21 protein-coding genes and 1 pseudogene are annotated in these 25,652 nt (G+C 49.2%); 6 read left to right on the forward strand and 16 right to left on the reverse strand.

Annotated features, from left to right (window positions below):
* Positions 1–210: 210 nt before the first annotated feature.
* A complete protein-coding gene (locus P4S53_RS16875) occupies positions 211–504 on the reverse strand; it encodes a hypothetical protein (RefSeq protein ID WP_027252174.1) in 294 nt (97 codons plus the stop codon).
* Between the two features lie 205 nt (positions 505–709).
* On the reverse strand, positions 710–1,096 hold the full coding sequence (locus tag P4S53_RS16880) for a spore gernimation protein (RefSeq protein ID WP_337113579.1): 387 nt from the start codon (positions 1,094–1,096) through the stop codon (positions 710–712).
* Between the two features lie 334 nt (positions 1,097–1,430).
* Here P4S53_RS16880 and P4S53_RS16885 point away from each other — a divergent pair, with 334 nt between their 5' ends.
* On the forward strand, positions 1,431–1,901 hold the full coding sequence (locus P4S53_RS16885; RefSeq protein WP_337113580.1) for a SulA-like leucine-rich domain-containing protein: 471 nt from the start codon (positions 1,431–1,433) through the stop codon (positions 1,899–1,901).
* A gap of 139 nt (positions 1,902–2,040) precedes the next feature.
* Here P4S53_RS16885 and P4S53_RS16890 read toward each other — a convergent pair whose 3' ends face one another.
* From P4S53_RS16890 to phnW, 4 genes are all read right to left on the reverse strand, one after another.
* Positions 2,041–2,445, reverse strand: a complete 405-nt coding sequence (locus tag P4S53_RS16890; protein ID WP_337113581.1) for a hypothetical protein — start codon at positions 2,443–2,445, stop codon at positions 2,041–2,043.
* A gap of 657 nt (positions 2,446–3,102) precedes the next feature.
* Positions 3,103–3,915 carry a phosphonoacetaldehyde hydrolase gene (phnX, locus tag P4S53_RS16895; protein ID WP_337113582.1) on the reverse strand — a complete coding sequence of 271 codons (813 nt, stop codon included), beginning with the start codon at positions 3,913–3,915 and terminating at the stop codon, positions 3,103–3,105.
* Positions 3,916–3,944: 29 nt separating this feature from the next.
* The gene (locus tag P4S53_RS16900) at positions 3,945–5,351 is read right to left on the reverse strand and encodes an aspartate aminotransferase family protein (RefSeq protein WP_337113583.1); all 1,407 of its coding nucleotides are present in this window, start codon (positions 5,349–5,351) and stop codon (positions 3,945–3,947) included.
* On the reverse strand, positions 5,348–6,484 hold the full coding sequence (gene phnW, locus P4S53_RS16905) for a 2-aminoethylphosphonate--pyruvate transaminase (protein ID WP_337113584.1): 1,137 nt from the start codon (positions 6,482–6,484) through the stop codon (positions 5,348–5,350). The genes P4S53_RS16900 and phnW overlap by 4 nt, the downstream gene beginning before the upstream one ends.
* 267 nt (positions 6,485–6,751) lie before the next feature.
* On the opposite strand from phnW, the gene P4S53_RS16910 reads away from it, so the two are divergent.
* From P4S53_RS16910 to phnR, 4 genes are all read left to right on the forward strand, one after another.
* Positions 6,752–7,765 (forward strand): putative 2-aminoethylphosphonate ABC transporter substrate-binding protein, encoded by a 1,014-nt coding sequence (locus tag P4S53_RS16910; protein WP_337113585.1) that lies wholly within the window; start codon positions 6,752–6,754, stop codon positions 7,763–7,765.
* Between the two features lie 166 nt (positions 7,766–7,931).
* Positions 7,932–9,008, forward strand: a complete 1,077-nt coding sequence (locus P4S53_RS16915) for a putative 2-aminoethylphosphonate ABC transporter ATP-binding protein (RefSeq protein WP_337113586.1) — start codon at positions 7,932–7,934, stop codon at positions 9,006–9,008.
* A 13-nt stretch (positions 9,009–9,021) separates the two neighbouring features.
* The gene (locus tag P4S53_RS16920) at positions 9,022–10,752 is read left to right on the forward strand and encodes a putative 2-aminoethylphosphonate ABC transporter permease subunit (protein WP_337113587.1); all 1,731 of its coding nucleotides are present in this window, start codon (positions 9,022–9,024) and stop codon (positions 10,750–10,752) included.
* A 69-nt stretch (positions 10,753–10,821) separates the two neighbouring features.
* Positions 10,822–11,520, forward strand: coding sequence for a phosphonate utilization transcriptional regulator PhnR (gene phnR / locus P4S53_RS16925; RefSeq protein ID WP_337113588.1), 699 nt, complete (start codon positions 10,822–10,824; stop codon positions 11,518–11,520).
* Positions 11,521–11,622: 102 nt separating this feature from the next.
* Here the strand turns inward: phnR and P4S53_RS16930 are convergent, their stop codons facing one another.
* The 4 genes and pseudogenes from P4S53_RS16930 to P4S53_RS16945 all read right to left on the reverse strand — a co-directional run bounded on the left by P4S53_RS16930 (position 11,623) and on the right by P4S53_RS16945 (position 15,941).
* Positions 11,623–12,387 (reverse strand): amino acid ABC transporter ATP-binding protein, encoded by a 765-nt coding sequence (locus P4S53_RS16930; RefSeq protein ID WP_337114517.1) that lies wholly within the window; start codon positions 12,385–12,387, stop codon positions 11,623–11,625.
* 26 nt (positions 12,388–12,413) lie between these two features.
* Positions 12,414–13,505 (reverse strand): amino acid ABC transporter permease, encoded by a 1,092-nt coding sequence (locus P4S53_RS16935; RefSeq protein ID WP_337113589.1) that lies wholly within the window; start codon positions 13,503–13,505, stop codon positions 12,414–12,416.
* A gap of 14 nt (positions 13,506–13,519) precedes the next feature.
* A pseudogene (locus tag P4S53_RS16940) lies at positions 13,520–14,660 on the reverse strand (amino acid ABC transporter permease).
* A gap of 231 nt (positions 14,661–14,891) precedes the next feature.
* A complete protein-coding gene (locus P4S53_RS16945) occupies positions 14,892–15,941 on the reverse strand; it encodes an amino acid ABC transporter substrate-binding protein (RefSeq protein ID WP_337113590.1) in 1,050 nt (349 codons plus the stop codon).
* A gap of 596 nt (positions 15,942–16,537) precedes the next feature.
* Here P4S53_RS16945 and P4S53_RS16950 point away from each other — a divergent pair.
* Positions 16,538–17,845, forward strand: a complete 1,308-nt coding sequence (locus tag P4S53_RS16950) for an oligosaccharide flippase family protein (protein WP_337113591.1) — start codon at positions 16,538–16,540, stop codon at positions 17,843–17,845.
* 70 nt (positions 17,846–17,915) lie between these two features.
* On the opposite strand, the gene P4S53_RS16955 is transcribed toward P4S53_RS16950, so the two are convergent.
* The 6 genes from P4S53_RS16955 to P4S53_RS16980 form a co-directional block, all read right to left on the reverse strand.
* Positions 17,916–20,672: an immune inhibitor A domain-containing protein gene (locus P4S53_RS16955; RefSeq protein ID WP_337113592.1), complete on the reverse strand. Its 2,757-nt coding sequence runs from the start codon at positions 20,670–20,672 to the stop codon at positions 17,916–17,918.
* Positions 20,673–20,766: 94 nt separating this feature from the next.
* Complete coding sequence (locus P4S53_RS16960) at positions 20,767–21,036, reverse strand: hypothetical protein (protein ID WP_337113593.1); 270 nt, start codon at positions 21,034–21,036, stop codon at positions 20,767–20,769.
* Between the two features lie 606 nt (positions 21,037–21,642).
* On the reverse strand, positions 21,643–22,017 hold the full coding sequence (locus tag P4S53_RS16965; RefSeq protein ID WP_337113594.1) for a GFA family protein: 375 nt from the start codon (positions 22,015–22,017) through the stop codon (positions 21,643–21,645).
* Positions 22,018–22,079: 62 nt separating this feature from the next.
* Positions 22,080–22,523 (reverse strand): GNAT family N-acetyltransferase, encoded by a 444-nt coding sequence (locus P4S53_RS16970; protein WP_337113595.1) that lies wholly within the window; start codon positions 22,521–22,523, stop codon positions 22,080–22,082.
* A gap of 95 nt (positions 22,524–22,618) precedes the next feature.
* Complete coding sequence (locus P4S53_RS16975; RefSeq protein WP_337113596.1) at positions 22,619–23,989, reverse strand: hypothetical protein; 1,371 nt, start codon at positions 23,987–23,989, stop codon at positions 22,619–22,621.
* 224 nt (positions 23,990–24,213) lie between these two features.
* The gene (locus tag P4S53_RS16980; protein ID WP_337113597.1) at positions 24,214–25,614 is read right to left on the reverse strand and encodes a peptide MFS transporter; all 1,401 of its coding nucleotides are present in this window, start codon (positions 25,612–25,614) and stop codon (positions 24,214–24,216) included.
* Positions 25,615–25,652 lie beyond the last annotated feature (38 nt).

The raw sequence follows: 25,652 nt of genomic DNA on the forward strand, positions 1-25,652 counted from the left end.
CGACTGCTCTCTCTGTACTTGACTGACTTCAGGGCGGTATCAGACCACATTTCTGTATTGAGATCCAGCCAGCCCTGCCTGCGCTTCAGCACTTGCAGAAACGAAAAAAGGATGCCTGAGCATCCTTTTTCTTACCTTCGACAAAACAAAGGCCTGCGGTCAATTCTCAATTTCTTTATGCGAGCTTAGTGACAAGGTAACGCACCAGTATCAACCAATGCGGAATAACTTGATTGAATCACGACGCACGGTAACCCCACGGAAAGTCACAGGTTCCAGTAACGTCATCAGTTGCTTAGACACAAAAAACTTACCGCCGTAGCTACGATCACCACCACGGTTTACCCAATCTGCAAATTCATCTGCCAGGTTGAACATTGAGTTTCCTACAAGTAAAACCAGGACTTTCGCAACTTCACTGTCGTTGTGTTTATTGAATTCTGCGTCACGAACCTTCTTGCGGTATTCTTCGACAATTCTCTCAAGGCAATCAAATCTGCTCATATACACCACCACATAAAAAAGAGGTGCGGATACTACTGATGAATAGTGTTTAAATCAAGCCATGAGGCCATGATTTTGGCGATTGCTAACACAAATCCATGCCATCTGAGCAAGTTCACAGAATTTCAGTTAATAGAAGCGATTAAATGCCTAAGTTTCTATAACCATTGCTTTACTTTTATGTGTTTTCATTTACCTGTCAGTGCTATCGATAGTAGTCCACCACCTGCACAGTAACAGGTGTATTTTGAGGGGCGATTTCAAGCGTAAACTGGTACTGCCCCGCCATATTTAACGTTGCGCCGGACTCTCCCGTCACACTCACTCCTTCAATTTTCGTAAAGGGTTGCTCCTCGCCATAAAACATACTGACCGACAGCATCACTTTCTGGTTGCTTTCGAGCTCAAAGCTGCATATTCCCGACGAGCAGTACACATCCAGCGATGTATCTTGTCGCTGAATACGGTCCACGCCCTTTGCTGGTGTCGCTGAGACAGACAGCGCCTCACTACAGCCCGACAAAACCAGCCAGCCCGGCAACAGTAGAATCAAACATTTTGCCCAGCCACTCAGGCAGATTCTTTTTCCCATGGTTCACTCCAACGAGGTTTACTGATCTCTATCATGGAAAGATTACTGTATAAGAGACTATCCATACATACTGTATAAATACACACCCCACAAGACGAACATCAAAAATCTGTTTAAAACCCACGCAAAGCAACGCCATTACAAAAACAGAAAAAATAAAACAAAATCAATTGTTTAAAAAGATACAGCAATGTAAGAAAAAGCCAGACAGCTCAGATTCTTGTGAATCAGCCCCAAAAAACACTTGCATCCCTTTATGTTCAAAACTACTGTATAGAAATACAGCATGTACAAATAAACAATACTATCGACTCTAGCAGAGGATGGAACTCTCATGACAGCACAATTAGACAGCATCCAATCAGTGACCGCTTCTCAGGTGTACAAATCCACTTTTCTGTCTCATTCTTCTTCCCTGAGTTCCAACCCGGTTCAGTATCCAATCGAAGTCAGTTTCTGCGATCATGAACAAGCCCAGCTTGCTTATCTGCTGAGACTGCTCAAACAGGCCAGTGAGCAGAACCGCTGGATTATGTTTATCGGTGCCGATGCGCTGCTGGATCGCCAGCTGCTCAGCAATGCCGGAGTCGATATCAATAAAGTGCTGGTGTTAAAAGAGAAGAACAGGCAATCCACCCAGGTGCTGATGGCAAAAGCGTTACACATGGGAAATTGTAGTGCAGTCATCGCCAGCGGGAATGTGAAGGAGTATTGCAACCAAACCATTCATGATGCGGCGATTCATGGCAATTCAATGGCGTTTATTATCAATCGGACTCAGCAAGCCAATACACTGTTGCATTGAAAAGCCACGGAAACGATTGCTTGCGACTGAAATGAAAAATGCCAGGAATCGAATACATTCAACTGGCATTTTTCTATACTTGTTTTTCCATGACCTATGTCGTTATCCTGGCGCAGACAGACACAAGGGCAGCTTAGGTTCAGGGCACCATTAAACGAATGTGCAATTGTTCGCCATTGTTGCCAATTTCCTGGATCTCACAGTCTGCTTTTTCTGTAATCAGATCCAGTTGATCCTGATCCAACGAATATGGCAGGCGGATGTCCAGCTCAAAAATCTGTTCCATACGAGCCAGACGCAACAATCTCACCAGGTTATTCACATCGCTGGTATGGGTAGACAAGACTTTCAGCGCCTGGTTACGTAAGCGCTCCGTCTTGCTGGCACCAGAACCAGACGACCTGCCCCAGGAAAATTCCAATGCTGGCAGCACCACTTTAAACGCATCCCACAAGGTTGGTCTGTGATGACACAACACAGACAGAAATGAGGTGTAATCAAACACAATCTCTTTCGCTTGTTGGGCTTCAACTGAAGATTTCATAACTTTCCTTCACAAGAATTCAACAGCATTAATGTGCAAGCTAAAGTAAATTGGACGAATGCTATATTTAGCGAGACACTATAAAGGCTTCGCCAATCACTTACTTTTTTATCTCTTCATTTTTTTGCGCATGATCGTGTTTTTTCTTGCTTCGCATCAATTAAAAAATATCGGAAAAACACTTAATTAACATCATTTGAACGCATTTTAAACAACTCTTCATGCTTTGTAATTTTTCGGTTTTTGCTAATTCAGTGCATTTTTTAACTCAAAAGCAACAAATTAAACACTTTATTTAAACCTTCTGCCAGATTAACCCCTCGCTTAATCCAAATTAGCTCATGATTCAAATAAAGCAATTACTAAGCCAACACAGTTGATCTGTGAATCAACCCATAATACCAATAGGTGATAATTCAATAAATACAACAAGTTAAAACAAAACCGGAAATAGTGTACTGATGGGCGGTGATAAGAGGAAAGTTGAGATGTGTATTAAAATCGGGCACTTGCACCAATCCGCCTCATATTCAGGCATAAATTCAATAAACGAATTAAGTGCAACGACACGAATAAAGCCAGGGTGTTCTGCTCAGTATTATCAAAATAATGGCAAAAGAACCTGGCTTTTTAGCGAATTAACGATAAGAAACAGATTTAAGGACGCTCACCTGCCGCCAGTCTTCGATTAATATCAGCAATGACATCAGGCAAGTCAGCAACCGTATCTATCTGATAGTGTGCATGACAACCATCAAAGGCTTGACGTGCTTTTTCTCTCGCAACAGCCAGTTCATGTTCTGACGCGGACAAGTATTCTTTTTCGGTCAGTCCCGCTTCATTCCCCGACAGTAATAACGCGACAGTCCACATACCTGCATTGTGGCCTTCTTCGATGCCCGGTACTGAGTCATCTATTTTGACGCAAGCAGCCACGCTCCCAATCCCCAGTGCGATCACATTTTGCAGTGCCATAAACGGACCAGGACGACCACCTGCGGCAAGATCATCGGTGGCGACCACATAATCAGGCGCAAACCCTTTTTCAGCCGCCGCGGGTAACAGCTCGTTCATCACAACCCGTGGATAACCCGAGCATGAGCCCAGCTTGATGCCCTGCTCACGGAGCTGTGCAACGACCTCTGTGGTGCCTGGAATTAAATCGGCATGCTCCGCAACTTTTGCTACCTGTAACGGCATAAACGTCTGGTAAATCGTGTCAATGTCTTCTCTGGTCATCGCCCGGCCAAACCGGCTCTCCCAGCGGGCGGCAACATCGGGCAGTTCACCCACCGCCTTAATATGATCCCACTTCCCTAACCCCATGGGTACGCGGGCTTCTGCCAGTGAGATATCAAAATCGTATTCACGTTTGAACGCTTCAACAAAAATGGTGGTAGGCGCGAAGGATCCGAAGTCAACAACCGTACCCGCCCAGTCAAAAATTACCGCTTCTACTTGTGTATTCATCGTCCGTTTCTCGTTTGTTGTGTTGCCCGTCACTTCAGGCGCTGTCTCAATGGTGAATCAACATGCCTGCACACAGATTCAATCGCTTCTTCCAACCAGTCCATGGCCAGTGCCAGCTCTTCTCTGGCAATAATCAAAGGCGGGCTGAGTTGTAATACATTTCCCTGAGAAACTTTAAAGCTCAGCCCGCGCGCCAGGCAGCGGTACATCACCTGCTCTGCCGCGTCGAAGGCACGTGCTTTTGTGTCCCTGTCTTCAACCAGCTCAATGCCCCACAGCAGGCCAATCCCGCGAATATCACCAATGATGGGCAACCGTGCCTTCATGACCGCCAGCCGCTCAGCCATATACACCGCATCATGGCGAACCTTCTGCAGCAATTGCTGCTGTTCGATGACCCGGATGGTCGCTAACGCGGCCGCGCAGCCTATCGGGCTCTTCTCGTGGGTATAATGGCCCAGCGAAATCTGAGACGCCGTGTTGTACTTGTCTTGAGTCAACATGGCTGCCATTGGCACCACACCACCGCCCAGCCCTTTGCCGATACACAGGATGTCCGGTTCAATCCCGAATGCCTGATGGGTGAACCAGTGACCGCTGCGGCCCATCCCATTGGGAATGTCATCGATAATCAGCAATACATTATGGCGATCACAAATGTCCCGGACGCGCTGCCAATAGGCTTGGCTGGGCACCTGAACATCGGTATTTCGCACCCCTTCTGCAATGAATGCCCCGATCCCGCCCTCTTTTTCAATCACATATTCCAGGTAATCGGCATAATGCACATCTGAGTCGTCGTCACGCGGGAAAGCGCCCCGATAGCGAACCGGCGGTGGGATACGTTCAACCCCGGCCATCAGCGGCCCCATGCCTTCGCGAAAGCAGGCTTCCCCACCGACAGAAATCGCATCCAGCGATGCACCGTGAAACGCATCCCAGAGTGAAACCACTTTGGAATTACCCGTGATATAGCGAGCCAGCTTGAGTGCCATGCCCACCACGGATGTGCCTCCCGGTGCGAACAACACCCGGCTCAGCTCACCGCCGGCAATGCGGGTCAGCTCGCGGGCACAATCGACAGCCGTTTGATGGGTAAACCTGCGGGGTGAAAACGGTAATTTGGCTAACTGTGCCTGAATCGCCGCCAGTATCTCCGGGTGGCCGTAACCCAGCTGATGGACATTGTTGCCATGAAAATCCATGTAGCATTTACCGGCCACATCGGTCAGATAGATCCCCTCAGCACTTTCCAGGGCATCCAGACAAGGGGTCGACATGGCCTGATGTAAAAAGTACTGACTGTCAGCCTCCAGCAGTACCTGGGTTTGCCGGTCAGAAATGCTGTTTACCCACCGGGCACGCGCAGAAGATGTATTGATATCTCCCTCACATGCCAGCGCACGCTGGCCGAGGTCAGTGTGGCGGGACGTCATGCCTGCTCTCCGGCCGTTTCCGTTTCACTGGCCCAGAACATAGACGCCTGAATGGCCTCCAGCAGGCGCTGAATGTCACCCGGATAAATATCACCGATATTGCCAATCCGGAAACAATCCGCATCGGATACTTTGCCCGGATAGATCACAAAACCTTTCGTTTTCAGACTGTCATAAAAAGCCTTGAATTCGTATGCCGGTGAAGCGGGTGAATAGAAAGAGGTAATAATGGGCGAATGGAATGTCTTGCTCAGCAGGCATTGAAAGCCCAGTTTTTCCATGCCTGCGACCAGGGTTTGTTGATTCGTACGGTAGCGCTGAAAACGCGCTTCAATACCGCCTTCCTGTTCCAGTTCTGTCAAGGCCTGGGCAAATGCCCGTACGGTGTGCGTTGGTGATGTAAAGCGCCATTTGCCATGGTTGTTTTCCATGCATTGCCATTGATCGCAGAGGTCCAGCGACACTGAACGCGCACGTCCGTGGCAGGCTTCTAACAAGGAACGGCGCGCAATTACAAAACCAAATCCTGGCACGCCCTGAATGCACTTGTTCGCTGAGCTGATCAGAAAATCGATGCCCAACGCTCCCATATCCATCGGCATGCCGCCGAAACTCGACATGGCATCCAGGATCATCACTTTGCCGGCCGCTTTTACTGTTTCACACACGACTTGCAGCGGATTCAGCATGCCTGTGGTTGTTTCACAGTGCACCATAGCCACATGGGTGATGCTGGGATCTTCGTCCAGCAAACGGGCCAGTTCGTTCACGTCAGGCTGGGTCATTTCCCCTAAAGACCAGTTCAGGTGCGGGATATTCAGGCAACGGGCAATTTGCGCAATGCGGGCACCGTAAGCACCATTGTTAATCACCAGTAACTTACCCTCTGCCGGAATCACAGAGCCTAAGGTGGCTTCCACAGAAGCAGTCCCGCTGCCCTGCATCAGCACGCTGGTGTAGCCGTCGTGGGTGGTGGCCAGAGCAACCAGCTGCTGGCGAATGTGCTGCACCACGCCCACATTGTAGTCATCATCCCAGGTGCACCAGTCTTTCAGCATGGCTTCCCGCACGCTTTGGGTTGTCGTCAGCGGACCTGGCGTAAGAAGCAGATATTGATTGTCGGAGTTTGCCATTTGTTGATCTCTTTTGGACTATACCAGATTTCGAAATCACTATAGCGATGGCGAACCAATGCTGTAAATGCGACTGAAGCAGTCTTCATAAAAGTTTAATAATGGCATCATTCGCCGATTTTCAGCACAAGTTTGCGCTGAATCACGATCACACAGTCCTCATGAAACTGACATCTGGCAATCATCGAACTGTCATAAATGGCACCTAGCATCTTCCGTGTCGAACCAATCTGGTACATACCACATTTACTTTTTTAGGAAGGACATATGAAAAAGACATGGCTTGTTGCACCACTGACGGCATTCATGGCACTGAGCAGCACTCAGGCTTTCGCCTCGCAGGAATTGACGGTCTACACAGCGTTCGAAACGGACATGCTGGCGAAATTCAAAACCGGATTTGAAAAAGCCAACCCGGACATCAAGATCAAATGGGTCCGGGATTCTACCGGTATCATGACCGCCAAACTGCTGGCCGAAAAAAGCAACCCACGAGCGGATGTGGTCTGGGGTCTGGCCGGCTCTTCGATGGCACTGCTGAAAGAAGAAGGTGTGCTGAAACCTTATCAGCCAAAAGAACTGGGCAAAATCCACAGCAATCTGATCGACCCGCAAGCCAACCCGGCCTGGTTTGGCAACGATGCCTTCTTTAATGCGGTCTGTTTCAATGAAAAAGTGGCCGAGCAACTGGGTCTGAGCAAGCCGGCTACCTGGAATGACCTGCTCAAACCAGAATACAAAGGCCATATTGCCATGCCCAACCCCGCCTCTTCCGGCACAGGTTATATGCAGGTCTCTGCCTGGCTGCAATCTATGGGTGAGCAAAAAGGCTGGGATTATATGACCAAACTGGATCAGAACATTGCCCATTACACGCACTCAGGTTCCAAGCCTTGCGTTCAGGCCGGTATGGGTGAAGTTGCCATTGGTATCTCGATGGCCATTCGTGGTGCCAAGCTGAAATCTCAGGGTGCCCCGATTGACATTATCCTGCCTGAAGGCGGCGTGGGCTGGGAAACGGAAGCCGTTGGTCTGGTCAACACCCGGTCCGATGCCGCAAAGCGTCTGGTTGACTGGTCACTGTCGAAAGATGCCAACCAGCTGTATAACGAGTTCTACCCGGTTGTGGGTCATAAAGACGTGAACAAACCTGTGAAGAACTACCCGAATGTTCAGCAGGCCATGGTGAAAATGGACTTCTCGAAAATGGCGGTCAGCCGTGAAGATGTACTGAAAACCTGGTCGGATAAATTCGACGCGAAATCTGAACCGCGTTCTTAACCGCATCCCACAGATATTTCCAAGCCAATCTCAAGGCAACCGCTCAGGTTGCCTTTTTCATTGATCGGGCAGAACCGGCTGTCTTCTTATCGTCAAGCTTCTGTCATCGAAGTGTCACTGATGAGGCCTACATTTGGTATATACCAAATAGAGAAATGACTTTGCTATGGAAACTTACCTGAAAATCTCACACGTCGGTAAACAGTTTGGTCAGTTTACTGCGCTGAACAACATCTCGCTGGATATCAACAAAGGCGAATTTATCTGTTTTCTTGGCCCTTCAGGGTGTGGAAAAACCACCTTGCTGCGCGCCATCGCTGGGCTGGATCTGGCCAGCTCAGGCACGATTGAACAGGCAGGACGTGACATCACCTGCCTGCCACCTGAAAAACGGGATTTTGGAATTGTTTTCCAGTCCTACGCCCTGTTTCCCAACCTGACTGTGTATGAAAACCTGAGCCTTGGCTTGCGCAATCAGGGAAAATCCGTTGCAGACACCGACAGTATCGTCAGCCAGTGGCTGGACACCATTGCCCTGCCGACAGCTGGCAACAAGTACCCAAGCCAGTTATCCGGCGGACAGCAACAGCGGGTGGCGCTGGCCCGTGCTTTATCATTATCACCAGGATTGTTACTGCTTGATGAACCACTTTCGGCCCTGGATGCCAAAGTGCGATCTCACCTGCGCGAAGAGATCCGCCGCTTACAACGCAAGCTGGGTATCACCACCATTATGGTGACCCACGATCAGGAAGAAGCGCTTGCGATGGCCGACCGTATCGTAGTCATGAATCACGGCTGTATCGAACAGGTCGGCACGCCACAGGAAATCTATCAGAACCCGAGCTCTCGTTTTGTCGCTGAGTTTGTCGGTCAGATGAATTTCTTACCGGCCTCAATCGTCAGTGAGCAGCAAATGCGAATCGGTGAAAGCCTGCTGCCGCTTCCGGCCGCGCAATTCAAGCGCGGCGAGCAGGTCGAGCTGGGACTCAGACCGGAAGATCTGCATTTCCTGCCCGCCGGTGAAAAAAGTGACAGCAGCGTGCTGGTGCGCATCGACGATCTGGAATTTCAGGGCACTTTCATGCGGGCCGACTGCCAGCTCCAGGGCGCACATCAGTTGCCGACGATCAAGGTGGATGTCCCTATCCGGGAGACACGCAACCTTGGCCTGAGCCGCGGCCATTATCTGCAACTGCACATTGCCGATAAGCATACCCATATCTACCGCCAAAGCCGATAAACAGGACGTCACCATGACCCAACTGACCCGACCGCTTCCTACGTCAAAGCCTGGTCTCTTACAATCCATCGCTCGTCTGCGCCATCACTTTGGCCGTGACAACGTCACCCTGGCAGCACTCTTAGTGGTCTTTAGCGCACTGATGGCAGCTTTTATCGTCGCGCCGCTGCTTGCCATGCTGCAAAAAAGCGTGCACAACTCGGAAGGCGACTTTGTGGGTCTGGCCAATTTCGCCACCTACTTTGCATCGCCAGCCCTGTGGCAGTCATTACAAAATACCGTGGTCATCGGTGTGGTGGTCACTGTCATTGTCGGCCTGCTGGCATTTGGTTTTGCCTTTGCTTTAACTCGCAGCTGTATGCCATTCAAAGGATTTTTTACCGTCATCGGCTCTGCCCCCATTCTGGCGCCATCGCTGCTCCCTGCCATCAGTCTGATCTACCTGTTTGGCAATCAGGGCATCGCCAAAGAGATGCTGTTCGGCCACAGTATCTACGGCCCCATTGGCATTGCGATTGGCCTGGTGTTGTGGACTTTTCCTCACGCTTTGATGATCATCAGCACATCACTGAAAACATCCGATGCCAGGCTCTACGAAGCCGCCAAAGCGCTCAATACATCCAGTATGCGCACTTTCTTTCTGGTCACTTTGCCGGGAGCCAAATACGGTTTGATCAGCGCCTTGATTGTGGTCTTTACCCTGGTTGTCTGCGACTTTGGTGTCCCTAAAGTCATTGGCGGCCAATACAATGTCTTAGCGACGGACATTTTCAAACAAGTGGTCGGGCAGCAAAACTTCGCCATGGGTGCAGTCACGTCCGTCATGCTGTTACTGCCGGCTCTGCTGGCTTTTGCCGGCGACCGCTGGGTGCAGAAAAAACAGCAGAACCTGTTCGATGCACGCTCTGTCGCTTACCAGCCAGAGCCCAACCGCCTTCGCGACGGTGTGTGTTTGCTGTTCTGCTCACTGATCTCACTGGCGATTCTGAGTGTTATTGTCATGGCGATATACGGCTCTTTAGTCACATTCTGGCCCTGGAACACCGCATTGAGCCTGAACAACTACAACTTTGCCGAAGTCAGCACCTATGGCTGGGCTCCGTATTTCAGTTCTCTCAAACTGGCTGCCATGGTCGCACTGGCAGGAACCCTGGTGATTTTTACCTGCGCCTACTGCATTGAAAAAGGACAAAGTTTCGCCCCTTTGCGTCACCTGCTGCAAATGCTGGCGATTTTGCCGATGGCGGTGCCGGGCATGGTATTAGGGCTGGGGTATATCTTTTTCTTCAACCACAGCGACAATCCGCTGTCCTGGATGTACGGCACACTGACCATACTGGTGGTCAATACGGTGACTCACTACTACACAGTCGGCCATATGACGGCAGTGACCGCGCTGAAGCAGTTGCCGGGCGAAATCGAAGCGATCTCTGCCTCGCTCAACATTCCTCAGTTCAAGACATTCTTTAAAGTCACTGTCCCTGTGTGCACCCCAGCCATTTTAGACATTGCGACCTACTTGTTTGTGAATGCGATGACCACCACTTCGGCGATCGTTTTTCTGTATGCCTCAGACACCATGCCAGCTTCCGTGTCTGTCCTGAATATGGATGATGCCGGTCAGACCGGACCTGCTGCCGCAATGGCGGTCATGATCCTGCTGACAGCAGCTGCAGTGAAACTCATGCATCTGGGTGCCAACCGTTTGAGTGATCAATACACCCAAGCCTGGCGTAACCGCTGATGACTCTGTGAAAACAGACTTTATAATAGCTAACCAATTGAACCCTGGTCGGCAACGGGAAGGATAAACGTGCAATATTTAAGAATCATGGAAGCCATCAATGAACAGATTGATGCCGGGCTTCTGGCGGGCGGACATAAACTGCCTGCGGAACGTAAGCTGGCGGAGTCTTTCAACACCACGCGGGTCACGCTGCGTGAGTCGCTGGCCTTGCTCGAAGCCGAAGGTAAGCTGTATCGGGAAGATCGCCGCGGCTGGTTTGTTTCACCGGTCCCCCTCTTGTACGATCCGACCTACACCACGGACTTTCCGGCCATGGCCAAAGCGCAGGGCCGCGAAGCACGCTCTGAACTGCTGTCGGCCAAGCGGGTTCCTGCCGGCCGTCGGGCCGCTTCTTTGCTGAAAGTCAAACCCCTGACCGAAGTGTACCGTATCGACCGGCTGCGATTTCTCGACAATCGTCCGGTCGTGGTGGTCACGAATTTTATCTCGCCTGCGCATTTCCCTGATTTGTTCGATCACAATATTATCGACTCGCTCACGACGACATACCGTGAGCAATACGGCGTGTTATATTCCAAAACCCGGTTCCGGGTTCGCTCAACCTCACTGATGGCAGAAACCGCCCATCACCTCAGAGCAACGTCCGGCACACCCGCCATGTTTGTCGAACGGGTAAACTACGACCAGAGCGGCAACCTGATTGACTGCGATTTAGAATACTGGCGCCACGATGCGATTTTAATTGAATCAACGGCGACGATTTAACACCCTGCCCGGCTGCCCGCTACAGCGCAGAGTTCTTCACTGAAAAAACGGCGCCTGCAAAGGCGCCGTTTTGATTTTGCAGACAATCGCGAGAACAATAAATCAGTGAATGATCTGCTGCAGGAAATTTTGTGTCCGGTCAAACTGCGGATTGCTGAAAAACGCCTCCGGTTCATTCTGCTCAATAATTTCACCGGCATCCATAAAGATCACCCTGTCCGCCACTTCGCGGGCAAAGCCCATCTCATGCGTCACGCACAGCATGGTCATACCATCTTGTGCTAACTCAACCATGACATCCAATACCTCGCGCACCATTTCCGGATCAAGCGCAGAGGTCGGCTCATCGAACAACATGATTTGCGGCTCCATACACAGGGAACGGGCAATCGCGACACGCTGCTGCTGACCACCGGACAACTGGCCCGGAAACTTATGGGCCTGTTCTGCAATCCGTACCCGCTCCAGGTACTTCATGGCCAGGGCTTCGGCTTCTTTCTGCGATTTTTTCTTCACCCACATCTGCGCCAGGGTGCAGTTTTCCAGTACGCTCAGATGGGGAAACAAATTGAAGTGCTGGAAGCACATCCCCACTTCGCGGCGCACCAGTTCGATATTTTTCAGATCGTCTTTCAGCTCTGTCCCTGCGACAACAATGTCACCACGCTGATGTTCTTCCAAATGGTTAATACAGCGAATCATGGTTGATTTACCCGAGCCGGAAGGCCCGCAGATCACAATTTTTTCGCCCTTTTTCACTTCCAGGTTAATGTTTTTCAACACATGGAATTCGCCATACCATTTGTTGACATCTTTCAGACGGATGACAGGTTCTTTGTCTGAACACTGGTTCACTTTTTCAATCATAGACATCCTAACTTCCTTGTAATTGATCAATGCCCGGTATGGAGTTTGTTTTCCAGATAAAGGCTGTAGCGCGACATGCCAAAGCACATCACCCAGAAAATGAAGGCTGCAAATAAATAACTTTCTGTTGAGAATCCGAGCCAGGCCGGATCACTGTTGGCCGACTGAGCAATCCCCAGCACATCGAACATACCGATAATCAGCACCAGGCTGGTATCTTTGAGCAAGGCAATAAAGGTATTAACGATAGACGGAATACTGACTTTCAGCGCCTGAGGTAAAATGACTAAACGCATCATTTTCCAGTAGCCCAAACCCAGCGCCTCTGCCGCTTCGTACTGCCCTTTCGATATCGACTGTAAACCGCCCCTGATCGCTTCTGCCATGTAGGCCGAGTTAAAGAGCACCACACCAATCAGGGCACGCAGTAATTTGTCGATTTCCGTTCCGCCAGAGAGAAACAGAGGCAGCATGACAGATGCCATGAAAAGCACAGTAATTAAGGGAACACCGCGCCAGAACTCGATATACACAGTACTGATGCTGCGGATAACCGGCATGTTTGAGCGACGCCCGAGCGCCAGCAGAACACCGAAAGGCAGAGAAGCGAGGATGCCTGTCAGCGCGATGATCAAAGTGACCATCAGCCCGCCCCACTGGTGTGTTTCCACCGTTTCCAAACCAACTGTACCGCCGTGCAGCAACATGGCTGACAACACTGGAAATGGGATCAGGGTGATCAGCAACGCCCATTTTTTATAGGGAATACGATCCACCAGCAACCACAGGATTAACCCTGCTGTGGCTGCAAAAAACACCATGGGACGCCAGATCTCCGATTCCGGGTAAAAGCCAAACATAAACTGTTCGAACCGTGCCTGAATAAAGACCCAGCACGCGCCTTCCCGGGTACAGGCATCGCGGGTTGAGCCAATGAAATCCGCATCCAGTACGGCCCACTGGAGAATCTGTTCAGCCCAGGTTACCACCAGCCAGAGCAACACCAGTGTGACCAATGTATTGACCGGACCGGCAAACAGGTTTTTGCGTAACCAGCCGCTCACACCCGTTAACTTGGCCGGCGGTGCTTCTGAGGGCGTAAAATCAAATGTTTTCATCATGCTACCTCTGACTACCTTTCCACCAGCGCAATTTTGCGGTTATACATATTCATCATCAGTGACGTCAGCAAACTCAGCGCCAGATACACTGCCATTGTCATCGCAATAATCTCAATGGCCTGCCCTGTCTGGTTTAGCGTCGTGCCGGCAAACACAGACACCAGATCCGGATAGCCGATCGCCATGGCCAGCGAAGAGTTTTTGACCAGATTCAGGTACTGACTGGTCAGCGGCGGCACGATGACACGCAATGCCTGCGGAATCACAATCAATCTGAGCGTGTGCGAATTTTTCAGCCCCAGAGAGTGCGCGGCTTCCGTCTGACCATGACTGACAGCCATGATCCCTGAACGAACAATTTCAGCGATAAAAGAAGCGGTATAAATGCTCAGTGCCACCAGTAAAGCAAACAGCTCAGGCATGACGGAAATACCGCCACGAAAGTTGAATCCTTTCAGCTCGGGATATGCCAGTGACACCGGCTGACCCGACACAAAATACGTCAGCACAGGCAAGATCAGCAGCATGCCAAGCGAATAGCGCCAGGTCGGACGCTGCTCCCCGTGGCCTGTTGATGCCGGCTGGCCCGGACATGCACTGCCACCCCAGCGATCACACTGATTACAACAGCAGCAAGTACCATCCAGGCGCCTTGCTCATAAACGGGTGCAGGCACATACAGGCCACGCACATTCAGGAACACGGCTTCACCCAATGACAATGATTGTCTTGGCGAAGGTAAAGCGCGCAAAACAACGAAATACCAGAAAAGAATTTGCAGCAATAGCGGCACATTTCGGAATACTTCGATATACACAGCAGCCAGGCGGCTTAACAACCAGTTTTTTGATAAGCGAGCGATGCCAATCACAAAACCCAGCGTTGTTGCCAGCAGGATGCCAAGCATACCGACCAAAGCCGTATTCAATAATCCAACAATAAAAGTCCGGCCATAGCTATAGGTCTCATCATAGTCAATGAGCGACATGCCAATGCCGAAGCCAGCGGTTTGATCCAAAAATCAAAACCGGTTGCGATTCCCCTTTGCGCTAAATTATCCAGTGCATTGCTGACAACGGTATATAAAAATAACCCGACGGCCAGAATCAGCAGCGACTGGAAAAAAACGGCGCGAGCGCCCGGATGATAAATGAAAGAACGGAGGTTCAAGGAAGGTGTTTCAGAAACGGCGGCGCTTTTTTCGCCCGTCGTTCCATTCTTTTTGTCTTTTTCGGTGACAGCATCGAATTCAACTTCACTCAGTGCCATACAACTACCCTGTTAAGCCAATGGATTCTCATCTTTTCATGATTCATTTCAATGAAAAGCTGTTCCAATCAGGCGGGGAAATATCCCCGCCACGTATTGAATGTTAACCGGTAATTAACGCACAGGTGGCGCGTACATGATCCCGCCGTCTTTCCAGAGGGCATTCAGTCCACGGGCAATTTTCAGTGGCGAGCCTGCACCTACATTTCGCTCAAAGCTGTCGCCATAGTTACCCACTTGCTTGATCACCTGATAAGACCAATCGTCAGCAAGGCTCAGACCGGCACCTTTCGGGCCATCCAGACCTAAAATGCGGCGTACATTTGGATCGGTCGATTTCAGTTTGGCATCAACATTGCTCTGATTAATCCCGTACTCTTCGGCGTTCACCATCACGCTCAGTGTCCACTTCACGATGTTGAACCACTTGTCATCACCCTGACGTACAACCGGACCCAAAGGTTCTTTTGAAATCACTTCAGGCAACACAACCGCTGACGATGGGTTGGCCAGTTTAATCCGCAGTGAATACAGCTGAGACTGATCTGAAGTCAGCACATCACAGCGCCCGGCTTCGAATCCTTTTACCGTCTGATCTGACGTATCAAAAACAACGGGCTTAAAGCTCATGTCGTTGGTGCGGAAGTAATCGGCCAGGTTCAGCTCTGTTGTGGTACCAGACTGGATGCAGACTGACGCGCCATCCAGCTCTTTCGCAGACTTCACGCCTAAATCTTTACTGACCATAAAGCCCTGGCCGTCGTAATAGTTCACGCCGACAAAATTCAGACCCAGAGCCGTGTCTCGTTGCAGTGTCCAGGTCGTATTCCGGGACAGCACATCCACTTCGCCTGATTGCAGCGCAGTAAAGCGCTCTTTAGCCGTCAGCGGAATATATTGCACTTTGCTGGCATCTTTCAAAACTGCCGATGCCACAGCACGACAGAATTCAACATCAATACCTTCCCAGTTCCCTTTGGCGTCGGTATTTGAAAAACCTGGCAGCCCAGTGCTGACACCGCACTTCAGCACACCGGCTTGTTTGACTTTATCTAATGTTTCAGAGCCTGAAGCCATGTCGGCATGAGCGCTTGCAGAAATACCTGCCAGCATCAGAGATGAAGCAATTAAAGAAGCTGAAAAAAGGTTTCTTTTGTTTTTCATAAAGACTTCCTGTCTGTTGTGTTGACTAACCTGAATGGTTATTTGTGCTGTTTTAATATTTGTAAATCGCCTTCATGTGTTGCAGTTGCATATGATGGCGTTCCCATTCTTTATGCTGTGTTATGCATAAATAACCGCACTAACTCAGCATTTTCATGCGATAGGTAATCCATCGCATCCTTATTTAACATTCTTATAGCATTTGACATGCCAAAACACCGACAAGATCTCATTCAACTTCATTTGGGGTTATTATCTGAACATTTATTTAAAAGGCAGGATAAAAAACCGCAAAAGTAACAAAAGAAAAGATGATAAAAATATTAATAAATTTGATATTTTCAAAGTGCACTTTAATTGTGCATAGACTGCACATTTTGCGTATAAACAAGGATTTTGACTTGCACAATAACGGGGCATCCTCTACTGATATTTCACCAAATATGTTCATGCATTCACATCATTCCCTTTTTCAAATTTTCATTACAGCAATCATTCAGCGTAATGTCACAGGTGAAACTGAACTGGTCGGGTTCTTTGCATCGTCAAACACAGGCATAATTCATTGTGTATTTATTTTGACGGATACCTGATCAATGCGTTCATCGCCGGTTCATGCTCACTCAGATTATTTAAAGTCAGGCAGCTTAATTTTACTCTTTAGCCTGGGTCTTGGCTTCATCGCAGACTATCTGTTTAACCTGACACTCAGTCAGGCGCTTTCCAGCCATGAATACGGCGATTACAAAGTCGCTTATGCCTTTGCGACTTTAACCAGTGTGATCATCTTATTAGGCGGTGATCGGGTTGCCCCACGGGTGCTGTCCGGTGCCATTGAGAATAAAGACCGACACTATATCGTCTCTTTTCTTCTTTTCTATGGCGGCATTGCCATGCTGCTTGCAGCCTTGGTCATACTGGTCACTTATTTAGGCGGGGTACTGCATTTGGGGAAAACGGACGTGTTGAGCCATCACCCACTGATGCTCATCTCGTTTGTCATTCCTCTGATTGCCATTGGCGCTTTATTCAGTCGTGTACTGCAATCTGCAAAATTGCTGGCAGCGTCAAATCTGCCCTGGCGAATTGCACTGCCTGCGATAAAAACCTGTTTCCTGTTACTGCTCATGTCGGCGATCAGCGAAGTGGAATATTGGCATGTCATTGTGACCGGAGGCTTAACCGTTGCCGCTATCGTGGTGTGGCAATGGCATAAAATTCGTCAGTTAGACTTGATTAGTGCGGACCACTCTGGCACAAATGAACTTGAAAAACGCAGGCTGTTAAGTCTGTCCGTTCCTATGATGCTCGCCATGATGGTGACCATGGCCTTAAATCAAATTGACCTTTTCATGCTGGAAATTCTGGCCGAAGAACAGGAAGTCGGCTATTTCGCGGCAGCAGCCACCACAGCCCATCTGTTACCTGTCGCTCAGGTCACTATTGCAGGGTTATTTCTTCCGCTGATTGGCCCGGCACTTGATGACTGCCCTGACAACGCCAAAGCCCTGTTCCGGCAGGCACAAAGGCTCATAGTTATCGTGACTGTGATACTGACGGCTGCTGTGATGACTGGCGGGCCATGGCTATTAGCCTTCTTTGGCGAGGATTTCACGCAGGCGGAGCTCTCGCTCAATGTACTGACAGCCGCATACAGCGTCTGGGCCATGAGTGCGTTCGCCTCAACCTGGCTGCAATACAACGGGAAAGGCCGGCAAGTCATGACTATCGGTGTGCTTACTCTGCTGACAGACACGCTGGCAAATCTGTGGCTCATCCCTGAAATGGGCATGACGGGTGCGGCCATGGCAACATGTCTGGCAATGTTTGTGGCTTCTGTTCTGACCTGGTATCAAGTCATCGTCATGCATACCGGAAAATCTCCGCTGCAGATCCCGCGTTAAATCAGGATCAAAAAAAGAGCGCAACCAGACTGGCTGCGCTCAAAGCTGCAGGAGCTAAATGGGACTTTCGTTACAGGTTAACCGTGATCGCTTTGGTGGTAATGCCACCGTCATTATCGATAATCCTGATCTTGACTTCATGCTGGCCGTAGCTCGGGAAAATCGAAGTAAACACCCGACCTCGTTTCACCTTGCCATTTGGCAATGTCCACTCAGTATCCACAATGCGACCATCACTGTCTGTACTGGTTGACCACATGGTGACCCAGCGTCCCAGGTGAATATATTCCGCGCTTGCTTCAGGCAAGGCATTCGGCGCTTCCACAGTGACAGTGTAACTGAAGGTGTCAGTGGCACCTTTGTCATCGGTGACCGTCAGGCTGACAACATAGCTGCCAGCTTGCTGATATTGCCAGGCTGGTGCGGCTTCACTACTGGTTTGGCCGTTGCCGAAATCCCATTGATAGGCCGTAATCTGGCCATCAGGATCCACACTCAGATTGGTTGCCGATACCGCCAGGCCATCAACCTTCAGTTCAAAACTCGCCGTTGGCAACTCGTTCTGGGATGCCACTTTCGATAAGCGCACCACACCAAACTCGTTGTTCGGACCTTGCTCGACAACATCAATCATCAGGCCAAATTCAGTCAGCTTACGACCTGAATCCGGTGCCATCGGAGCGCTGTAATCGTCCGCATCAGAGAAGTAGGCATTACCGATCAGGCTGCTGTCTTCCAGCACATCCCCGCTGCTGTTTACCAAGCGCAAAGGCGCCTGATCCTGCAATGAGAACGCAGCGTCGCGTACCTGGAACCGCGTCTGCGCAGCCTGGCCAGAATCAGCCCAGACCAGCGCATTCTGATCCGCATCCACAACACCTAACCAACCCTCACCCGGGTGTTTGCCCACCCAGTTGTCCGTCATCGACTCATCGACATACCAAACAATCAACCCAGGCTCAAAGCTCATCAGCTGACCCATGCGCTTGATATTTGCCAGGCCTTCATCAACACCGGTATGGCTCCGCCATTGCAGCAAATAGTAATGCGCCGCATCGTGATAACCGTCTGACAGCTTGTAACCAGCAAAAGCAAAGCTTGAGCCAGATTCGCCATTGTCAATCGCGGTAACAGCACCATCGACATCCAGCACCATATTGTCCAGATACAGACCATCCATCGCCAGACCGCCATCTGTCACATAATCAAAGCTCAGTGTAATTTCCTGACCGGCATACGCGGTCAAATCAAACTCAGCATCGATCCAGCCATTTGAATCACCGCCAATTGCCGGCACCAGGCCTGTGTTATACGGATCATCCATGGACGTGATATTGCCGCTGACGGGCTTGCCATTGACCAGCACTCGGGCAAAATCGTAGTCTTTTTCTATCTGATACCAGGCTTTAAATTTCAGGGTCGCTTTTGAACCTGCAGGCACAGTCAGTTTACGCGTCATGCTGTTGCGCAGATCATCGCCTTTACCCGAATGGAAGGAATACTGGCCTTCGAACGGCTTCAGAGTCTCAATGCGTTTATTTGGCAGTGACACTTTCACCATGTTTGGCTGTTTGGTATCTGTTGTCTGGAACAGGGTGAATTCGCGCGGAGCATTTTCCAGCTCGCCGATAGCAACCTGCTGTTCATTCACCCAATGTCCGCCAATGGACTGCTGCAGGAATTGCTTCGCCCAGGAACTGAACGCCGTAGGCTGCGTGCCGCCAATTTTACCCGCCCAGCTGCCCGAGGACATGATGGACCAGTAAGAGACAGGTTCGCCCTGGCCGGTATATTGGGTGTCGTACTCATCCGGCAGTCCAAGATCGTGACCGTATTCGTGGGCGCACACACCTGCTGCTGCATCAATTGGCTGAACCGTGTAATCGAAAGCGGCATACTGGCCGTTAAAGCGTCCCGGCACCGTACTCTTCGTACCAGCCAGCACGTGATACTGACCCAGGTTGAAACGGTGCGACCAGATAGCATCTGCGCCCAGCACACCGCCGCCTGCTTCTTCACCGACGGAAGAGTGGAATATCATCAGGTGATCGATCACACCATCAGGTTCGCGATAGTTCCCGTCACCATCGTAGTCGTAGCGGTCTTCTACATCGTAATCAGCCAGATTAATCGAAGGATCCTGTGCCAGTTGGTTCAGCGCTTCACGCACCAGTTCCTGTGCATTCAGATCGTTATCCGTGGTGGGTGAATTTCCACCATAAAAAGCCGCATTTTTCGATGCGCGATACCAACCGGCAGCCTGTCCCATGACGGAGTAGGAATCCCCGGATTCCGCCTCGTAAAACTGACGCATTGAAATCAGGTTTTCACCGTTTGGCCCGGTATAGCCGGCACCTGAAAACAGCAAATCCTGATAATGACCCGGTTCATAGCTGTCATACAGCATTTCGGTGTGGTCTTTCGTCAGGCGGTTGTCATTCCACGGCAGATCAGGAAAATCAATTAACAGTGCCAGCACTTTATCTGTTCGCTTCTGGCCAACATCCAGTGCAAAAATATTGGCACGCTGGTTTCCTTTATTTTTCTGAATCGCTTTCAGCACTTTGGCTCTTTTTTCTAAAGCCTGTTTACCAAACTGCGCATCCCCTTTAAAACCTGAACGTATTTTATTATCCAGATATTTATCCAGCGCGTGACGCTTCTGCTCCTCTGAAGCATCCGCATCAACAACGCCATTTCTGACCAGCATTTCAATGAGTTTGTCTTCATTAACAACGCCCATATCAACGGGTGTATGCGCATAGCCACTACCACTAAATAAAGTGAACATTGCTGAAGCCAGCAATGTTTTCTTCATATGTTTCATTTACTGTCCTTATTTATTATTTCCATCGTGAAGCTGTCAAAACCCCGGCTTTGCACATAGTGCTCAGCGGTTAACAACATTTTTTAATGCGTTATTATTCTGGTGAAATACACGTTTTTTTAGTGTCGCCCAAATTGGACGGTTGCCCGGTTGTGTCATTGTCTTTTTGTTTTTTATCTTTCATCGTGGCTTTACGATGTAAGTAAATTCGCAACGCTTCCTGTTTTTCTTCGTATGAGAGTCCTTTGCATATAATGCCCTGCTCCTCCAATGCACGAAGTAACCGCTCATCGTCCGGCTGAACCTGAGCGAAAGATAGCAGCGGACAAACCAACAAGAGGGTGAATAAGCATGCACGTTTCACGGCTTACCTCAACACATGTAAACAATGTGTAACAAACTATATGCAACGATATTGCCCATCAATATGCCAAAACGGGCTGTTTGGCTGAGCATCACAACTTAAACATAAACAGTAAACTATCTATAATAAGTCAATCACTTAAATACCAACTATTTAGTCAAAACAACAGCATAGATAGTCAACATATCTATCATTAATGAAAGTTCACTTTGAGCAATAGTTCCTTTCGTTCGAGCAATAATCACCTTCATTCTTATATCGTTATAATAAAAACCACCAATACAGGTCGGATCAGTTTGAATTTATATTCCGAAACATTGTGTAACTATTTTGATTGGTTTATTTGACGCGCGTCGAATAAATGCTTCTATCACTATCAATCAACGAAAAATGAATGAATACCAGTGAATTACGCTGTCATTTTCATTGAGTGATTGGCCAATAAGAATATTTAAGCGATGCAATACGCCGCGACTCAACATGAATAAAAAATCGGCGGCAATCACATCTGTATCGCCGTAAGAGAAAAAATCAGAAAAGTTTGTTTTTTAAACAGAAAGGAATCAGCCTCACCCTGAACAGATAAGGCCTGATAAAAAGAAGAGATTAGCGATCGGCGGGATGGTTCACACCGTCATTCACGGGGACATGATCCAATTCAAAGGGATTCACACCTTCAAGACAGGCAACATTAAAACCATATTGTTCCGGATGCGATCGACGTTGATGGTGCGTGTAAATACCGCAGACCGAACAAAAATAATGTTTCGCGGTGTGGGTATTAAACTGATAAAGACTGAGTTTGTCTTCACCTTTTATAATAGTGATACCATCAAGCGGAACAGAAGCGACAATCGCCCCTCGTCGGCGGCACATGGAGCAGTCGCAACGTCTGGGATCAACTAACCCTTTCGGTAATGACAGTTCCAGTACCACACTGCCGCAGTGGCAGCTCGCTCTGTGTACAGGTTGAATAACCATGAAATTCTCCCTGGTGATGTCCTGAGCACGTATCGATCACTCACAGGACACAATAAAAAATGTCAGTGTGAGCCGATCGGCAGGACAAACTTTAACGATTCATGGTGAAAGCCGGCATGTGCGTAAAAAGCATGGGTGTCCTCTCGTGCCACTGAACTGGTGACTTCAATGCAGGCACAGTCACGTTCCGCCGCGTTGATTCTGGCATATTCAAGCAGCTCTGAGCCTATCCCTTTACTTCGGTGTTGAGCATCAACCACCAAAGCGGTGATACGCGCATACCGCGCAGCCGCAGGAAAATAATCAAAAAAGATCAGCGACATCACCGCCACTAACTGATTATTGATTTCAGCGACCGTGATCTGTTCAGAATCAGAATCTGCAAGATAAATCATCTGCTCGATGCATGCCGGCTCAGTGTCATAACCCAATTGGGCCAACAAACGCGTGAGCGCAGGTGTATCGGCAGGCGTTGCAGGACGGATGTAAAGCTGAGGTGAATACATGAAGAAATCCTTTCAATGAAGTGGGAACTCGGACTCGGTTTTCCATACCTTACCCCAGTTCCCACATCATCGTCATGCCGTTCAAGATGAAAGGTTTATTGCCAATGCTTGTGTAACGCTTTCGCTAAAGCTTTGTTTTGTGTCATAAGGATATTCTGAGGATTGTCATCAACAATCTGCTGCTTCAACAACGTTACCCCAGCCTTTGATACATCCGTATCCAGAATCATTAAGTTGTTATTGCTGAACTGAATTGTGAGGGTCTGGAAAGTCTCATTTGGATCAGATGTAAAACTCCACTCCGCTTCATCGGCATCCGACCCCATTGGATTGATCGACACGTGTGTGGCAGAAATAAACACGAGTTCATTGAGTTCAGGAACCGGGGGCTCTTCTTCTTTTGCTTCTGGTCCGGCGGCATCTCTCAGGAGGTACCAGATTTGCCCCGTGAAATCCTCTTGGGCCAGATCAGTGCGCCCGTTCAGATAATCCTCCTTGGATTGCCAGAACGTCAGAAACTTCTTCGAAGGATCACTATAGACATAACCCAAGGCGATATCCGGGGAAACATACACAAAATCGATCTTCGTTTCTGGCTGAGAAGCCAATGTCACGGATGTACCTGAAACCTGATAATCCGTACCAACCTGAATATATCCAATACTGCTGTCGGTAATTTTTCCATCCGTAAATGTGAGATTGTGTGGGATATCGATTGAAGCATTGAGCCACTCCAGGAATTTCATGCCTCCGTTTCCTTCCAGAAATGGCTGGATACCTTTGACACGGTCGGACTGAGTGAACTGCCCGTTATCCTTATCCAGCGATAACGTGACGGTATCAAAATCAACGTGATTGTTTTCCAGTTCCTGAATTTTGTTTTTCAGGTTCCGAATCCAGATTTTCTGCCCTGCCAGATCGGTATCAGACAAGGTTTTACCGAGCATCGCGTGCATCGTCCGCGCATACAAATGGACTTTCTTCGCATCGGGATTTGATGATTTTAAAGCCACATAATCCTGACTGAGCAGATTGGCATCCAGATTCAGACTGGCCGCATAATCGGCAAGGCTTTGATCATTTAAATAAGCCAGGGTCGAAAAAGGGGTCAGGATTGTCTGGCCGGCTGGCGCATAGAGTTCAGCATCATGCCAGACAAAACCAGGGTGATCAGTGTCAGACGTCTCACCGGCAATGATTCGGGCAATCAAAGGATACTGGCTGTCGCTTTCAGAAATGGTGATTTGACCGTTGCCATTGGTTTTTTCAGTGAGCAGTTCGTCTGTATCACAGTGCGCATTGCGATTTCGGTCGACACACAGTTGCGCATTCGACAAATAACCGTCGATCACCTGAACAGTGACCTTGCCGTCGAGATTCTTCCCATCGTCATTATCTGAGTCCGAACCACCGCACCCCGATAAAATGGTTGCTGCCACCACAACCGATAAAAGCGACTTCCTCATGCGCGCCCCTCAAAAATAAAAACTGAATAAATATCAAACAATATTCACATAGGTTATGAGTTTTCGGTGCGATATGTCCACTTGCGCATAATGACAACGTGCGTGTAATCGCATACACAACTTGTGACTTGAATCGCAAGATCAGGAAAATAAGAGGGGAAATTCAGATATAAAAAACGGGAGCCTGTTGGCTCCCGCAATCTTATCCACTTTGGATCTTTACATTAAGCTTGTGCCGGTTTTGCGTTGGCTGGCACGTCGGTAGTATCTACCACTGTTTTCCCTTCAGCACCATGCATCCAGCGAATCAGCTGATTTGAGAAAACAACCAGAATCAGACCCGAGACGGCTGCGGTAATCGCAATACCACCAAAGATAGCCATTGGACCGGCTTCACCCACATGGGCACCAATCATACCGGCGACATAGTTCGCAACTGCATTGAAACCAAACCATACGCCCATCATCAGAGACGCCAGTCGTAACGGCGCCAGCTTCGTCATCATAGACAGGCCAATTGGCGACAGGCACAGCTCACCCATCGTATGGAAGAAGTACGCCGCGACAATCCACAGCATCGAGGTCTTGGCGGTCATATCGCCCCCCTGCTCCATCACAGCACCAACCATGCATACAAAGCCCATCGCCAGCAAGAAAAGTGCAATGGCAAACTTGATTGGAGAACTTGGTTCTTTCGGCCCCATCTTCACCCACAGTGCAGCCAGCAAGGGTGCCATTGTGATGATAAAGAATGGATTCAGAGACTGGAACCAGGCAGTAGGAACTTCAAAGCTGCCAATCATGCGATCTGCGTATTCCTGAGTATAAATACTCATCAGTCCGCCGGCCTGCTCGAAACCGGCCCAGAAGACAACCACAAACAGTCCCATAATCATCACCACTTTCAGGCGATCGATTTCTTTTTTAGTCAGTGGCTGTTTCTTACCGTTATCCGACATAGCAGCCGCACGTTTGGCAGCAGGCACTTTACCAATATTTCCCAGCAGCTTTTCAGCAAACAGCATTTGGATCACAAGGCTGAATACCATACCTATCCCTGCAGCCAGAAAGCCGGCTTTCCAGCCATAAGCTGTGGACGCGGAACCCGCGATAATACCGGCCAGCAGTGCCCCGAGGTTAATGCCCATGTAGAAAATGGTGAAAGCACCGTCACGACGGTGATCGCCTTCGGAGTACAGATCACCCACCATGGTTGAAATGTTTGGCTTAAACAGACCATTACCAACAATCAACAATGCCAGGCCGAGATAAAAGGCTGTTGTGGCATTCGGGTCAACCAGAGAATGTGGCAGTGCAAGCGTGAACTGACCTAAAGCCATCAGAACACCACCGATGATAATCGAGCGGCGCTGTCCTAAGAAATTGTCGGCGACCCAACCACCGATCAAGGGCGTGATATAAACCAGACCGGTATAGATACCATAGAGACTGAGCGCGTCTTCCGTTGACCAACCAAGACCACCGTTCATTGTTTTATCGGTAAGATACAGCACCAGAATAGCGCGCATTGCATAGTACGAAAAACGTTCCCAAAGCTCGGTACCAAACAGCAGGAACAAGCCTTTAGGGTGTCCCATCAGGGTCCCATTTCCTTTGTTGCTCATAATTATTCTCTTCGTTGAGGTAGTTATGTATCCATAAA

The sequence above is a fragment of the Photobacterium sp. Hal280 genome (genome assembly GCF_037162255.1).
Classification (GTDB): Bacteria; Pseudomonadota; Gammaproteobacteria; order Enterobacterales; family Vibrionaceae; genus Photobacterium.